Below are 15,768 nucleotides of genomic sequence, written 5' to 3'. Positions count from 1 at the left end.
TACAATGATAACAACGAAATATATAAATAGAACAAAGCTATTGGCAGTTTCCATCTTATCTTTTGCCCTCTGGTCCTGTCATACAGATAAACTGGTCAGCAATAAGCACCTTGCGCCCGATTTACCTGAGCAGTACCGGGACCAGGGAAAAACACAGCAAGAAAGCAACATTGGCTCTATCCCCTGGCGCAATTTTTTTAAGGATCCTGTTTTACAAGGCTTAATTGACAGTGCTATTCAGCACAATTTGGACATGCAGCTGGCCTTAAAAAATATAGAAGCTGCTGGACTGAGCTTGAAGCAGGCAAAGGCGGGTTATCTTCCCACAGCACAATTACAAGTGCGGGGAAATAGTACTAACCCTTCCAATAACAGCATGAACGGGCTGAGCTTGGGTCAATTTTTGGGCCAGCATCATGTGGAGGACTATACAGCTTCTGTAGGCTTATCCTGGGAAGCAGATTTATGGGGGAAAATCAAAAGTCAGAACGTTGCCGCTTTAGCCTCATACTTACAGACCGAAGAAGCAAGGAAACTGATACAGACACAACTGGTGGCACAGGTAGCACAGGGTTACTATCAACTTTTGATGCTTTATCAGCTACGTGACATTGCACAGCAAAACCTGCAGTTGAGCGATACCACCCTTCGGATTGTCAAACAGCAATATGAGGTCGGTGATATTACCTTACTCGCCTTAGAACAGGTAGATGCTCAGCGTCTGTCCGCTGCGGCGCTTATCCCTGATTTCGAACAACAAATTCGGATTCAGGAGAACGCCATTCAAATTCTTAGTGGAAAGTTGCCCGAGGCCGTCCAAATACAAGAACAATTGGTCAATGTCCACTTTCCCGAGAATCTGGCCACGGGAGTTCCCGCAGATTTATTAAGCTATCGGCCGGATGTCAAACAGGCAGAACTCGCAGTCACGGGATCGCAGGCTTATCAGCATTATGTCAAAGCTAGAATGTACCCGTCACTCGTCATCAGTGCCGAAGCAGGTGTAAATGCGTTTAAAGCCAGTAACTGGTTTAACTTACCAGCTTCCCTATTTGGCGCAATCACCGGGAGCATCACACAACCCATTTTTCAGCGTAAAGAACTAAAGACTCAATATGAACTGGCCCGTGTAGATCAAGAAAAGAACGTGATGATTTTTAAACAGAAGGTTATTACCGCAGCTGGAGAGGTTTCCGATGCCCTGATCTCCATTCAGAAACTCAAAGAGAAGCAACAGATTGCAGTAAACAAAACCAATCGTTTGAAAGAAGCAACCAAACATGCCAACCTGCTCTTTGAAACCGGTATGGCAACCTATCTGGAGGTCATCACCGCTCAAAGCAATATCTTGCAGAGCGAGCTTGAATTAGCACAGATCAAAAAAGCAGAACTTGCAGCAGTAGTAGATCTATATCGATCTTTGGGTGGCGGTTGGAGCAACTAGATTGCAATTTTTCTAATTTTATATCACATATCTGGAAAAACAGGGGACCGAAATGGTCTCCTGTTTTATTTTGCAAGGTCCTGTTGCTCTATATTTATCCTGTTTGGCTTGTTATAAATCTTTCAAACGTTGGAATAAAAGGGACAAATCTGGCGGCTATAAGGGAATTACTTTCGTAAGCAATAAATTATAGCACTATGAGAAATTTAAAAAACATGGCAATGGTATTTTGTATGACCATTGGGACTTTACTGACAATAAGCTGCAGTAAAGATGACGAAACCACAGTAGAGCCTCAGCTTACACCGAGTGAAGTATTAGCAAGCACCGCCTGGGAAACAACAAATGCAAAAAATAATAATGGTGAAGATGTCGTATTGACTGATGCCAATGTTTCAAATTTTGTCGGTTTTGCCTATTTCAAATCTGATGGGACATTTACAATGTTTAATCTAGATGATTCACCAAAAATGCAGGGGGACTGGAGTGTCTCAGCAGACGGAAAGACAAGGACAATTGTTGCTAAAAATGCTGCTGGTGAAACCTTATTTACACGAGTGGTGGATATTACCGTATTGACAAAAGACGAATTCACCTATCGGATCTATCCAAACAATGATGATAAAACTGTTTATTTTGATATTATCCATACGCCTACAACACATGTAGAGCCCAACTAATCAGTCGGATAATTTGACGAGTATACCGCAAGGATTGACAATGGACCATTTGTCAATCCTTGTTTTTATACAGCCCCTCCACAAAATACCCAGCAGAGCCATTAAGAAAATATGACCTAAAAGCCTTAATTTTTAAAATAAATCCCTATATTATAAACAAGGCTTGGGTATAGCTGATGTTCTCAATATACGATTGAGTGATGACAAAATGATATTTCAGCATGCTCTTTGTACACTTCAGAATAAATTTATGATCCAATCCTTAAACGAATTGCGAAATTTGTGTAGATTTCATAGATACATTTTAAATAAAACGAATGCAGGATAAGACAATCTATAAAAATGAGAAAAATTTAATCAGTACAAACAAAAAGAGGTTATTATTTACTATACTGTCTTTTTTCCTTATCTATCTTATTGCCTATATTATCGATCCTTTTTCCAGTTGTTGGAATGGATATTTTCAACGAAATATATTTGAAATACTTGGAGAATGGACATTCACGATCATTTACAGCTTTCTTATTTCTGAGTTTAGCATCTTTATGCACGCCAAACTGGACCGGGTTATTACCTGGAAAGATAACCCCACCGAAAGACTTATTATTGAAACTGTAATCAATCTTTTTGTCGTACTTTTGATCAATCTACTGCTGGTTTATATGATTTCCCGTTATTATTATGAACTCCGGAATGTCACTATTGCAGCATCTTTAGAAGAAAAAAGAGGGGTCATACAGAACATTTCGATCAGCGTGATGGTTGCATTATTAATTATGGGGATTAATATCGGCATCCATTTGATCAACAATTGGAAAAACGAATCCATACGTGCGGCAAAATTAGGACAAGTCATTCTAGAGACTGAGCTTCAGTCCCTCAAACTTCAGATTGACCCACATTTCGTCTTCAACAATTTGAGTGTCTTATCGGAAATTATCCTTGAGGATCAGCAACTGGGTTATGAGTATGCTGAAAATTTCTCCAAAATATACCGTTATCTATTGGTCAATTCAAAGAAGGATGTTATCTCACTCGAAGAAGAGCTCAATTTTTTGGACTCTTACATTTTTCTGATAAAAAACAGATTTGGTGATGGCGTTAATTTTGAAATAAACGTAGATCCTGCCAAATATAATGACCAGCTACCTCCTCTTACCCTGCAACTCCTGGTAGAAAATGCACTGAAACACAATCAGACCAACAAAAAAAAGCCTTTAAAAATTAAAGTATATACAAATTCGCAAAATCAGCTCGTGGTAGAAAACACGCTGATACCTATAGAAAACGTATCCGAATCATCTGGAATAGGCATCTCCAATATCATCAAGCGATATGACCTGCTATCCCACTTGCAGCCGCAGATCATGAATACAGGGAGAACCTTCAAAGTTAATTTACCACTAATCGAACAAGCGTCATGAGTATAACCAATATATTGATCATCGAGGATGAAAAGCTCAATGCGGATCGCCTAAAACGTCTTTTACGAGAAATAAAGCCTTCTGTACACATTTTAGATGTGTTGGACAATATTGTTGACAGCGTAAACTGGTTTAAAGACAATGAAATGCCAGACCTGGTCATGATGGACATCCGTCTCTCCGACGGCTTAAGTTTTGAGATTTTAGAAAATAGCAAGATAGACTGCCCCATCATCTTTACGACAGCATTTGATGAGTACGCCGTTCGGGCATTTAAGTTCAATAGTGTAGATTACCTGCTGAAACCTGTAGAGAAAAAAGAGCTGGCAGACGCCATGACTAAATTGGAAAATCTATTGTACCAGCAACTCAATCAGGCCCCTTTACAGGGACTGCTGGATTTCATCTACCCGAAAGATTTTCGGACCCGCTTTCTACTCCCCTATAAAGATGGCTATAAAACTATTGTGGTCGAAGATATCCAATATTTCTATTCCGAATTTAAATCAACCCATGCATGCTTAAAGTCCGGACATGTAGAGGTTGTACCCCAGACCATGGAGGAATTGGAACAACAGCTGGATCCTAAGTTCTTTTTCCGGGCCAATAGACAATTTATTGTGCATATCGATGCGATCAGAAGGCTCCACAATCATTTTAATGGTAAGCTGAAAGTCGAGATTAAACACAGTGAGGCCACCGAAATCCTGGTTAGCAGGGAAAAAGCACAGCTCCTAAAAAATTGGCTGGATTACTAAGGGCTGTGTCGATTTTTTCATCCTATTTCTTAATCACACGATCATTCAATCTATCCGACAGCCGGACGCATTTTTCATCGCTAGCTGCAAAAAAGAACAGTATTTATTAAATAATCAATAGATTCAGTTCAAAACGGCTACGTTTCAGAAAGCAATTATAACGTCTCAGTAGATTTTTTTAGCATATCATTTCAAACTATTCTTTCTTTTGCTTTATTATAAAATGATAATATGGCACAAAGAACGATGACTTTAAAACCTTTCCTTACATTTATTACAGCAGCTACCCTATTATCGTCCTGTGGAGGCACACAAGAGCAACCACAAGAGCAGGCCGTCACTGTTGATTTTATTGAATTGTCTCCGGCCACAGCGGAGACAGAAAAAAAATATCCAGGCACATTAGAAGGTACCGTGAATGTTGACGTTAAGGCCCAAGTAACGGGCTATTTAGATCAGATTTACGTCAAAGAGGGAGATTATGTGACCGCTGGCCAACCCCTTTTTAAAATAAAAGCCGATGTGTATAATGAACAGGTTAATAACAGCAGAGCGGCTTACCAAGCGGCATTATCAGCTGAACAGAATGCTAAACTAGAGATTGAAAAAATCAAACCGCTTGTAGAGGGCAAGGTATATACGGAACTTCAGCTCAAAACGGCCGAAGCAAATTATGCTGCGGCAAGGGCTCAGGTAGCACAGGCTCAGGCAGCCGTAGGTTCCGCACAGATCAATGCACGGTTTACCCTGATCAATGCACCTGTAAGTGGTTATATCGGGCGTATTCCAAACCGCATCGGTAACCTCATTACAGCAGCTGACGCAACACCCCTGACGACCTTGTCGGAAATTAATACGGTCAATGTCTACTTCGCCCTTAGTGAAGCTGATTTTATATCTTTTATGCGGGACCACAAATCAAACAAACAAGAGGCGAGCTTGATCCTTGCTGATGGAAGTGTTTACGACCATTCGGGTAAAGTAGAATTGGCCAGTGGTAATATTGACAAAAACACAGGAAGCATCACATTAAAAGCGAGTTTCCCCAACCCAGAAAAAGTCCTCCGTTCGGGTGGATCAGCAAAAGTGGTCCTAAAGAAAGCACATGATCATGTGCTGTTGGTTCCTATGGCTGCTGTGAAAGATATTCAGGATCGCTATTTTGTCTATGTCATTGGAGACAAAAATAAAATAGCCATGAAGCAGATTGAAATTGCGGGCCATACGGCCACTGCGTATTTGCTCAAATCAGGACTCACAGCAGGCGAAAAAATCGTAATGAATAGAATTGATATGCTCAATGACGGTATGCAGGTTCAACCTACTAAAAAATAAAGACCTCTGTTTGACGTCAATTAAAATTAAAATAAAATGCTGAAGAAATTTATTGACAGGCCAGTATTGGCGACTGTTATCTCTATCATATTTGTCATACTCGGGATAATCGGACTTTTGCGTTTACCCCAAACAAGATTTCCAGACATCGCTCCCCCCACAGTTCAGGTGACGGGAAGTTATCCAGGCGGGAATAGCGAAACGGTGTTAAGATCGGTTGTGACGCCACTTGAAGAACAGATCAATGGTGTCGAGGACATGGAATACATTACATCGACAGCCAGCAACGATGGTACATTTTCTGTACGTATCGTCTTTAAAGCTGGTGTCAACCCAGATCAGGCCGCCGTGAATGTGCAGAATCGTGTGCAACAGGCTACCCCGATCTTACCACAGGAAGTGGTACGGATGGGGCTTACGACCTCCAAACAGCAGAATAGCATGATCATGATCTTTAACATCTACACGGTAGATAACAAGAAATATGATGAGCTGTTCTTGCAGAACTATGTCAATATCAACCTGATTCCACAGATCAAGCGGGTTCCTGGCGTTGGCCAGGCCATGGTATTTGGTTCAAAAGACTATTCCATGCGTGTTTGGCTAAATCCACAAAAAATGGCCAGTTATAGTCTGGTACCGCAGGAGGTCATTGCTGCCATTTCGAAACAGAGTCTGGAATCTGCACCCGGAAAACTTGGTGAAGAATCCAATGCCCCACTTGAGTATGTAATACGATACAAAGGAAAAAAGAACCTTCCGGAGCAGTATGAAAATATAATCGTCAAAAACGATGGTGTTCAGATCGTTCGCCTGAAGGATGTTGCACGGATCGAGTTCGGTTCGATCAGTTATAGCGGAAATTCACAGAATAATGGTTTAAATACTGTCACAATCGGTATTTTTCAGACCTCTGGCTCAAATGCCAATGAAATCGAAATTGGCATCGACAAACAGATTGAAATCGCAGCTCGCTCTTTTCCTCCAGGGATAAAAATATTTAAACTGGTGAGCACCAAAGAGCGGCTGGATGAAAGTACGGCACAGGTACGTTCAACACTGATCGAAGCATTCATTTTGGTATTCTTGGTCGTATTCCTATTTCTGCAAGATCTACGGTCTACAATTATACCAGCTGTTGCCGTACCTGCGGCTATTGTAGGCACCTTCTTTTTCTTGCTGGCATTTGGGTTTACCATTAATATTTTAACGCTTTTTGCTCTGGTATTGGCTATCGGTATTGTGGTCGATGATGCCATCGTTGTCGTCGAAGCAGTGCACGGCAAAATGGAAAAGTCCAATATGACGGGTAACCAAGCGACGCATAGTGCGATGGGTGAAATCACCGGCGCCGTCATTTCCATCACCTTGGTGATGTGTGCTGTATTTATTCCGATCGGCTTTATGACAGGCTCCTCGGGTATGTTTTACAAGCAATTTGCGTATACTTTAGTAATAGCAATTGTCATTTCCGCAGTCAATGCCTTGACACTGACGCCTGCACTGTGCGCTTTATTGCTCAAAAATACGCATGCCGAAAATCAGGATGGGCAACCGCAAAAGACGGGATTCTCACAACGTTTTTTCAAGGCTTTTAATGCAGGTTTTGAAAATATGACCAATCGCTATGTTGGTTCCCTGAGGTTTCTTGTTCAAAGGAAATGGATAGCAGCATTGTTAATCATTGGCACCATTGCCGTGGCTGGATATCTGATGACAAGTACCTCCAAAAGCTTTGTCCCCATGGAGGATGACAACTTTGTCGTATATAGCTTAGAGATGCCGCCGGGAACAGGTTTGGATCGCACCACAAAGGCTGTGGAAAAAATAGAAAAACTATTGGCTGACATCCCCGCTATTGAGAGCCACACCAGTATTACAGGATTCAATATGATTGGCAACAACTCAAGTGCTGCCTATGCCACAGGATTTATCCGGTTAAAAGATAAAAAGAAACGTGGTGAAATGAACGATATCGATCAGATCCATCAGGTGATTTCAGAAAAGCTAACGACGGTCAAAGAGGGAACAGCTATGGCCTTCCGCTCGCCACCTGTGGATGGCTATGGGATGATGAACGGCGCTGAACTGGTCTTGCAGGACCGCGCCGGAAAATCGCCAGTAGAACTTAAAGCGATGTCCGATTCTGTGATTGCCAAGATTATGCAACAGCCGGGTGTACAGTTTGCTTATACCATGTTTCGGGCCGACTATCCACAACTGGAACTGGAGGTGGACGAAGACAAGGCCGCGCAGCTGGGTGTCGACGTCAGTGAGATGCTCTCTTCTGTCCAAACGTATTTTGCTGGTGATCAGTCTTTGAACTTTAATCGTTTCGGTAAGTTCTATCGCATTGCGGTAAAAGCAGACGGCATTTATAGAACAGACAAAGAAGCATTCAACGAGATATATGTCAAAAATAACCGTGGTGAAATGGTACCCGTAAATACATTGGTAACCCTTCGTAAAGTGTACGGGCCGGAATCTGTGACACGCTACAATTTATATAATTCACTTACCATCAATGTTGTCAGCAACCCAGGTATCAGTAATGGTGCTATTATGGAAACCTTGGAGACGAACGTGCTGAATAAATTACCGGGCGACTATAGTTACGAATGGACGGGGCTTAGCCTAGAAGAAAAATCATCAGGTAACCAGACCATGCTTATTCTGATGTTGAGCCTCCTATTTGTTTACTTTCTGCTTTCGGCACAGTATGAAAGTTATCTATTGCCTTTGGCTGTTCTATTGTCCATTCCGACCGGGATAATAGGCTCCTTCCTGGGTACACGCGCTATCGGATTAGACAACAACATTTATGTACAGGTCGGATTGATTATGCTGATAGGCCTTTTGGCAAAAAATGCCATTTTGATTGTCGAATTTGCCTTGCAACGCAGACGTGCGGGATCATCACTGGTTGATTCAGCCTTAGCCGGTGCACGTACACGGCTTCGCCCCATTTTAATGACCTCATTAGCTTTTATCGCTGGTATGGTCCCATTAATGTTCGCTACTGGCGGAACAGCAACAGGGAATCACTCCATCAGTACTGGTGCGGCCATGGGCATGTTAAGCGGGGTTGTCCTGGGTATAGTTATTATCCCGCTATTGTATCTGGTATTTCAATATTTACAAGAAAAGGTTTCGAGCAAAAAAATTGCAGACCAAACACATGATTAACATGAAAAGATTTCATCATTATATTATTTTAGCAAGTACAGCCCTCCTACTCGCTTCATGTGCTGTCGGAAAAAAATACACCCGTCAAGAAATGGAGCTGCCCAATGATTTCAGAAACAATGAGCTTGTCCTTACTTCTGATACGCTGGCCTTATCCTGGCGTGAATTTGTCAAGGATCCTGATTTAACTGGACTTATTGAAAAGGCACTGCATAAGAACACGGATGTAAGTGTGGCACTCCTGAGCATGAAGCAACTTGAACTGGCTTATAAACAGTCGAAAAAAGGTTTGCTGCCAAGCCTTGATCTTAACCTGGGAGCCAACAGAACCTGGCTGTCAACCAATTCACTGAATGGATCGCTGAGTGACCAATTTATCGGCACCCCCTATATGGATGACTACAATGCTACGCTCCAGCTTTCATGGGAAGCAGACATCTGGGGAAAAGCCAAAATGCAAAAAGAAGAAGCCCTGGCAAATTTCTTTGGCCAAAAAGAAAACCTGACCGCTTTAAAGACCCGCATTATTGTACAAGTCATACAGTCCTACTATAATTTGCTTGCTCTGGATGAGCAGCTGCAGATCGCTCAAAAAAATGTACAGCTTAGCGACAGCACATTGAGCATGATCCGGCTCCAATACAACTCTTCACTCGTCAGTTCGTTAGCTGTAGAACAGGCCGAAGCGCAGAAGAAGACGGCAGAATTGCTGATTCCTTTGGCCGCACAAAGTATTGCCATTGAAGAGAATGCCTTAAGTATTTTGTGTGGTGATTTTCCGGAACAGATCCAGCGATCAACAAATTTGGATGCCGCAATGATCGGTCAGCCATTTCGTACGGGAGTGCCGGCCGAACTGCTCAGCCACAGACCTGACGTTAAAGCAGCTGAGTATGCCGTTGTCGCCGCTACCAGCAGAATTGGGCTGGCCAAGGCGGCCATGTACCCATCCATCAGTTTAACACCTTCAATTGGTACCAACTCCTTTCAATTCAGTCGCTGGTTTGACCTACCAGGGTCCATTGTAAAGACGGTCGCAGGAAATATCACTCAGCCCATCTTTCAGAAAGGTGCATTAAAGACGAACTATGAAATTGCGGTGATTGAACGGGATAAGCTGGCCGTGCAGTTTAAGCAATCTGTTATGCTTGCCGTTTCAGAAGTCTCGGATGCACTTTCAAAAATAAAGCATACGGAACAACGTTTGCAGCTTATTGAAGCAAAATCCAAATCTCTGGCAAAGGCAACCGCCGATGCAGGCCTGCTCTATAAGAGCGGCATGGCGAATTATCTAGAGGTCATTACAGCACAAAACAATGCATTGCAGAATGACTTAGAGCATATTTCGGTCAAACGCGAAAAAATCACGGCTCTCATCGATCTCTATCGCGCACTGGGAGGTGGTAACGACCTGCCCTAACAGCACATGTGTTTATAAAAGGCAGTCCAATGATCGGACTGCCTTTTTTATCTCCATGTTCTTGGCGCAGCTTTTCAATCAAAGTCTTATATTTATATACGATCAATCAATACATTCGATACCATGAGTCATTCTTCTGCCAACAACAAACTGATACATGAACAGATTCAATATCTTGAATTCTTGTCCAATGATCTGGAAAGAGCCAAGCAATTCTATACCAAAAGTTTCGGTTGGAAATTTACAGATTACGGTCCCGAATATACCGCTTTTGAAGGCGAGTATGTAGACGGAGGCTTTACCATTGGAACATTTCAACATGGCAGCATTCTCGTTGTGATCTATTCAAACGATCTAACGGCCACGCGAGACCAAGTTATTCAGGCGGGTGGAACCATTGTAAAAGATATCTTTAATTTTCCGGGTGGACGACGCTTTCAATTCAACGATCCGGATGGATACGAATTAGCCGTTTGGTCATTCGCAGAATAAGTGGTCTACGCCAAAGACCAGCACAAACAAAAAAAGGCTAAGTGAAAACTTAAGCCCTTTTTTGTTTGTGGTAATTTTTATTTTTGTTCTTATTAAAGCGTCGCCGTTTTGCTGGATTGCTGCTATTGTTATTTTTCTTTTTCGGATTATATTCCGGTCCGGCCTCAAAGCCTTCAGGCAAGGTCATCTGTTCGATAGGATAGCCGATCAGATTTTCGATCTGTGCAAAACGATATTGATCCTTGTCATTGACAAAGGTTATCGCCGTACCCGTAGTTGCTGCCCGGGCCGTACGTCCGATGCGATGCACATAGTCCTCCGGATCTGGGGGAACATCATAATTGACAACTAAGCTGATCCCCACAATATCAATACCGCGGGAGATGACATCTGTTCCGACAAGCACCCTGACCTGACGCGATCTGAATCGGCTCATGATATCTTCACGTTTGGCCTGTTCGAGATCAGAATGAAACCCTTCGGCATTCATCCCCAGTTTCTGCAGTTCCTGCGCCAACAGCTTGACTGTACTTTTTTGGGAGGCAAAGATAATGACAGAAACATAATTGGGGTCCTGCAGGATAATTTTAAGCAAGTTCATTTTCTGCTGGTCATACACCAGATAAGCTTGCTGGTCAATGCCTTCAGAAGGTTTGGAAATGGCAATATTGACTTCAACAGGTTTCGAAAGGATCTTCCTGGCAAAATTCCGTATCTTAATGGGCATCGTCGCTGAAAAAAGAAGCATTTGCTTCTTTTTAGGCAGATAACTGACAATACGCAATATATCGTCCTGGAATCCCATGTCCAACATGCTGTCTGCTTCATCCAATACAAAATGGGTTAGCTGTGACAGATCCACTTTCATCGAGCTGAGATGACTGATCAATCGTCCCGGGGTAGCGACAATAATATTAACACCTTCTCGTACAGCACGTTTTTGCTGTTCATAGCCCATACCATCCCCACCACCGTATATTGCAATCGACGTAGCTCCTGTATAATAAGCCATACCCATAATTTGCTGGTCTATCTGGAGCGCCAGTTCGCGTGTTGGAACCAAAATAATTGCACGGATAGCTTCTTTGGGATCTTTGGCTACCGCATTGAGGATCGGCAACATATATGCTGCAGTTTTGCCTGTACCAGTCTGAGCGCAGGCTATCATATCAGCTCCTCCTGTAATGATGGGAATGGTCTGTTCCTGAATAGGAGTCGCCTCTTCAAACATCATGCTTTCTAAGCTCTCTTCCAATGCTGGAACAAAACCAAATTCAGTAAATTTCAAATTTTATTGTTTTATTTTATTGTCTCCTAAGGTACTAAAACTAATCCATATCGATCGAAAATCTGACTACAAAAAACATATTCCTGCTGGCAGCCCCCGTTTTTCCTGTTCTTTCAATATCAGGTTCCCGATATAGATGAGTTCATTGTAACGATCTTAACTGCTCCAGGGATTATACCACCTGCAGCTTATTCTTTTGATTATTGGCCAGCATGAGCAATGTGTACCCCAGTATTCCAGCGCATAAGGAAGCAACAAGCACCGCAAATTTGGCTTCCTCAATCAACAAAGCATCATCAAAGGATAAGATTGAAATAAAGATAGACATGGTGAAACCAATTCCTCCCAAAAGTCCCACACCAAATATCTGTGTCCAATTTGCGCCCTCAGGCAACTGTGCAATCTTGAGCTGTTTGGCCACAAAACAAATCAGAAATATACCGATTGATTTTCCAGCAATCAATCCCAAAATAATGCCGATTCCCAATGTGGATGTCAGACCGCCAAGCATCTCTGCATGAATCGGGATCAATGTATTCGCGAAGGCAAACAAAGGAATAATCAAAAAATTCACTGGTTTGGTAAGCATGTGCTCAAGTTTCTCCAAAGGTGATTCTGTTGCATCAGGTGTCGTTGGCAATGTCATGGCAACCAGGACTCCTGCAATCGTTGCATGAATGCCAGAATGATGGATAAAATACCAAATGAATATCCCTGGAATGAGATACGCCCATAGCGCTTTCACACCCAATTTATTTAATACAATGAGAAAAGCAAATATGCCTAAAGCAATAAAAAGATAGGTTGCATGGATTCCGCTGCTATAGAATAAAGCGATGACCAAGATAGCTAGCAGATCATCCACAATCGCTAAAGCTGCTAAGAAAATTTTGAGACTTGCAGGAACTTTCTTTCCCAAAAGTGTAATCACAGCCAGCGCAAAAGCAATATCCGTTGCCATAGGTATCCCCCAGCCATGTGCTGTATCACCATTATCCTTATTTAAAATGAAATAAATCAATGCTGGTAAAAGCGCTCCACCAATCGCAGCTAGAATAGGAAGAATTGCCTTACTTGGTGAAGATAGCTCCCCTTCCACGATTTCTCTTTTGATTTCAAGTCCTACCAATAGAAAAAAGATGGCCATCAGCCCATCATTCAGCCAGAGGAGCCAGGAATATTTGAGATGGACATGTTCACTTTCAAACCCTATTTCTTGATTGAGAAAACCCATAACGGCTTCATAAAGCGATGTGTTTGCCACAATCAGTGCTAAAACTACACAGGAAAAAAGGATGATACCACCAGCAAAGCTAGATTTTAAGAATTCCCTAAAGACGGTTAAATTAATAAGTTTTGACATGTTAATAAATCTTAAAATACTTCAAAGGCCCACAAGATACAATTTTATGCCCATTAATCCATTTTATGGAAGCAGGTAGATTCATTTTTAATATATTGTTCATACTTTCTTTCCCCAGCGAACCTGCGATTCGGCAATTTTAACAACATCAGTAGATACAGTCAGCCATAGGGCTCCATCAATAATACCGAAAGGATGTATATATTGTCATTTTTATACAATTAGCTTGTCTTTGTTCAAAAAATTACTTAGCTTGCTAGTATAGTTAATAAACCGTTTATTATGTACAAGAAGTGGATTTTCATGGTGCTTCTTTTCGTAGCAAATTTTATATATGCGCAGACGACAGAGGATACAACCCAACATCAACAATCAGGTTCCCATTATATCATTTTAGGGATCATCGCTATTATTGTCATCATTTATATATTATACAGAAGGCAAAAGAGGAAATTTAATGAATAAGGGCGATTTTTAATCGCCCTTATTCATTAAATCCATCACCCCATCCATCTTTATCCAGCCTTTTTTTTTTAGATTTTAGCCTCTAAACTGAAGTTTTGAAATAGTTAAAAAATACGAGATTAAAACGTATCTTTGCAGCATGATTAATGTATCGAACCTCTCTCTTCGTTTTGGTAAACGTGTACTATTCGAAGATGTCAATCTAAAATTCACCCCTGGAAACTGTTACGGTATTATCGGTGCTAATGGAGCTGGTAAATCTACTTTCTTAAAAATTATCTCTGGGGAAGTTGATCCCTCCACAGGATCAGTAGCCTTTACCCCTGGCGAACGCATGTCCGTATTGAGCCAAGATCACTATGCCTTCGACGAATTTACGGTGTTGGAAACAGTGATGATGGGTAATCAGGAGCTTTACAAGATCATGAAAGAGAAAGATGCCATCTACATGAAAGAAGATTTTTCAGATGCAGATGGTGAGCGTGCCGGTGAACTTGAGAGTCTCTTTGCAGAAATGGACGGTTGGAACGCCGAATCAAATGCTGCAACATTATTGAGCAATCTAGGGATTAAGGAAGATTTACATTATAAGCTGGTTTCAGAAATCGATGGTAACCAAAAAGTACGTGTCTTATTGGCACAGGCCTTATTTGGCAATCCCGATATCCTGATCCTGGATGAGCCTACCAATGATTTGGACATCAATACCATTGCATGGTTAGAAGACTTCTTAGCAAGTTACGAGGCTATTGTATTAGTGGTATCCCACGACCGTCACTTCCTGGATGCCGTATGTACCCATACTGTCGACATTGATTTTGGAAAGATGACCATTTATACAGGAAATTATTCCTTCTGGTATGAATCTTCACAATTAGCATTGAAACAACGTGCTGACCAAAACAAGAAAATGGAAGACAAAGTCAAGGAACTTCAGGAATTTATCCGTCGTTTCTCAGCCAATGCCTCCAAATCAAAACAGGCCACTTCACGTAAAAAAGCATTGGATAAGATCAACATTGATGAGATCAAACCATCCAACCGTAAATATCCGGCCATTATGTTCAATACGATGAACCGTGAACCCGGGGATCAAACCTTGCAAGTAGAAGGATTAAGCAAAACTGTGAACGGTGAAGTCTTCTTTAAGGATATTTCATTCATGATCAACAAAGGCGACAAAATTGCTGTATTAGGCCCCAATTCATTGGTCACCACAGCATTCTATGATATTATTACCGGCAGGGATACCGATTTCGGTGGTGAATTTAAATGGGGAGTGACCATCACCCCTGCTGATATGCCTATTGAAAACGCAGCTTTCTTTGAAGGTAAAAATGAGAACCTAGTTGACTGGTTGAGAGATTACACCACCAATCCCGAAGCTGACGAACAGTTTCTACGTGGGTTCTTGGGTAAAATGCTCTTTTCGGGAGAAGAAGTGATGAAAAAGGTATCTGTACTTTCCGGAGGTGAGAAAATGCGCTGTATGTTCTCTAGAATGATGCTCCAAGGAGCCAACTTCTTGATTTTTGACGAACCTACCAATCACCTGGATCTGGAATCCATCACAGCCCTAAATAATGGTATGTCAGACTTTAAGGGATCAATGCTGTTCACTTCCCGTGACCACGAATTGACCGAAACTGTCGCCAACCGAATCATCGAATTGACACCTAAAGGAATCATCGACAAATTAATGACATATGATGAATACATTAATAGCGACGTGGTAAAAGCACAACGTGAGGAAATGTATAAATAAAGATAACTTATCCCAATTTTAAAGGCTCCATAATTTATTTTATGGGGCTTTTTTGATCTTTGGCCCTCTGACACCGATCCGCAGCTGTCACACTTCCCCTTAAATTTGGTCAGCTATTCGCTACCTTCCTCCTGAAATGGGTAAAAGG

Annotated in this window: 11 protein-coding genes; 9 read left to right on the top strand and 2 right to left on the bottom strand. The window is 41.8% G+C overall.

The window, feature by feature from the left end; all coding sequences use genetic code 11:
- The first annotated feature begins 4 nt into the window (after positions 1-4).
- The 8 genes from HX021_RS01670 (at position 5) to HX021_RS01635 (ending at position 10,739) form a co-directional block, all read left to right on the top strand.
- A complete protein-coding gene (locus HX021_RS01670) occupies positions 5-1,444 on the top strand; it encodes an efflux transporter outer membrane subunit (RefSeq protein WP_286587834.1) in 1,440 nt (479 codons plus the stop codon).
- A gap of 197 nt (positions 1,445-1,641) precedes the next feature.
- Positions 1,642-2,124 carry a DUF4822 domain-containing protein gene (locus HX021_RS01665; RefSeq protein ID WP_286587831.1) on the top strand — a complete coding sequence of 161 codons (483 nt, stop codon included), beginning with the start codon at positions 1,642-1,644 and terminating at the stop codon, positions 2,122-2,124.
- A gap of 317 nt (positions 2,125-2,441) precedes the next feature.
- Positions 2,442-3,548: a sensor histidine kinase gene (locus HX021_RS01660; RefSeq protein ID WP_286587830.1), complete on the top strand. Its 1,107-nt coding sequence runs from the start codon at positions 2,442-2,444 to the stop codon at positions 3,546-3,548.
- Positions 3,545-4,306: a LytR/AlgR family response regulator transcription factor gene (locus HX021_RS01655; protein ID WP_286587829.1), complete on the top strand. Its 762-nt coding sequence runs from the start codon at positions 3,545-3,547 to the stop codon at positions 4,304-4,306. Before HX021_RS01660 ends, HX021_RS01655 begins: the two co-directional genes overlap by 4 nt.
- Before the next feature lie 231 nt (positions 4,307-4,537).
- Positions 4,538-5,641, top strand: coding sequence for an efflux RND transporter periplasmic adaptor subunit (locus tag HX021_RS01650; protein WP_286587828.1), 1,104 nt, complete (start codon positions 4,538-4,540; stop codon positions 5,639-5,641).
- A gap of 36 nt (positions 5,642-5,677) precedes the next feature.
- The gene (locus HX021_RS01645; RefSeq protein WP_286587826.1) at positions 5,678-8,827 is read left to right on the top strand and encodes an efflux RND transporter permease subunit; all 3,150 of its coding nucleotides are present in this window, start codon (positions 5,678-5,680) and stop codon (positions 8,825-8,827) included.
- 1 nt (position 8,828) lies between these two features.
- Positions 8,829-10,247, top strand: a complete 1,419-nt coding sequence (locus tag HX021_RS01640) for an efflux transporter outer membrane subunit (RefSeq protein WP_286587825.1) — start codon at positions 8,829-8,831, stop codon at positions 10,245-10,247.
- Between the two features lie 123 nt (positions 10,248-10,370).
- Positions 10,371-10,739, top strand: a complete 369-nt coding sequence (locus HX021_RS01635; RefSeq protein WP_286587823.1) for a VOC family protein — start codon at positions 10,371-10,373, stop codon at positions 10,737-10,739.
- A 49-nt stretch (positions 10,740-10,788) separates the two neighbouring features.
- On the opposite strand, the gene HX021_RS01630 is transcribed toward HX021_RS01635, so the two are convergent.
- On the bottom strand, positions 10,789-12,027 hold the full coding sequence (locus tag HX021_RS01630) for a DEAD/DEAH box helicase (RefSeq protein WP_286587821.1): 1,239 nt from the start codon (positions 12,025-12,027) through the stop codon (positions 10,789-10,791).
- Between the two features lie 172 nt (positions 12,028-12,199).
- Positions 12,200-13,390 (bottom strand): Na+/H+ antiporter NhaA, encoded by a 1,191-nt coding sequence (gene nhaA, locus HX021_RS01625; protein ID WP_286587819.1) that lies wholly within the window; start codon positions 13,388-13,390, stop codon positions 12,200-12,202.
- A 604-nt stretch (positions 13,391-13,994) separates the two neighbouring features.
- Between nhaA and HX021_RS01620 the strand changes: the two genes are divergently transcribed.
- Positions 13,995-15,620, top strand: coding sequence for an ABC-F family ATP-binding cassette domain-containing protein (locus HX021_RS01620; protein WP_286587818.1), 1,626 nt, complete (start codon positions 13,995-13,997; stop codon positions 15,618-15,620).
- Positions 15,621-15,768: the final 148 nt, after the last annotated feature.

This window comes from Sphingobacterium sp. N143, assembly GCF_030325625.1.
Classification (GTDB): Bacteria; Bacteroidota; Bacteroidia; order Sphingobacteriales; family Sphingobacteriaceae; genus Sphingobacterium.
This window is presented reverse-complemented; position numbering and strand designations above follow the sequence as displayed.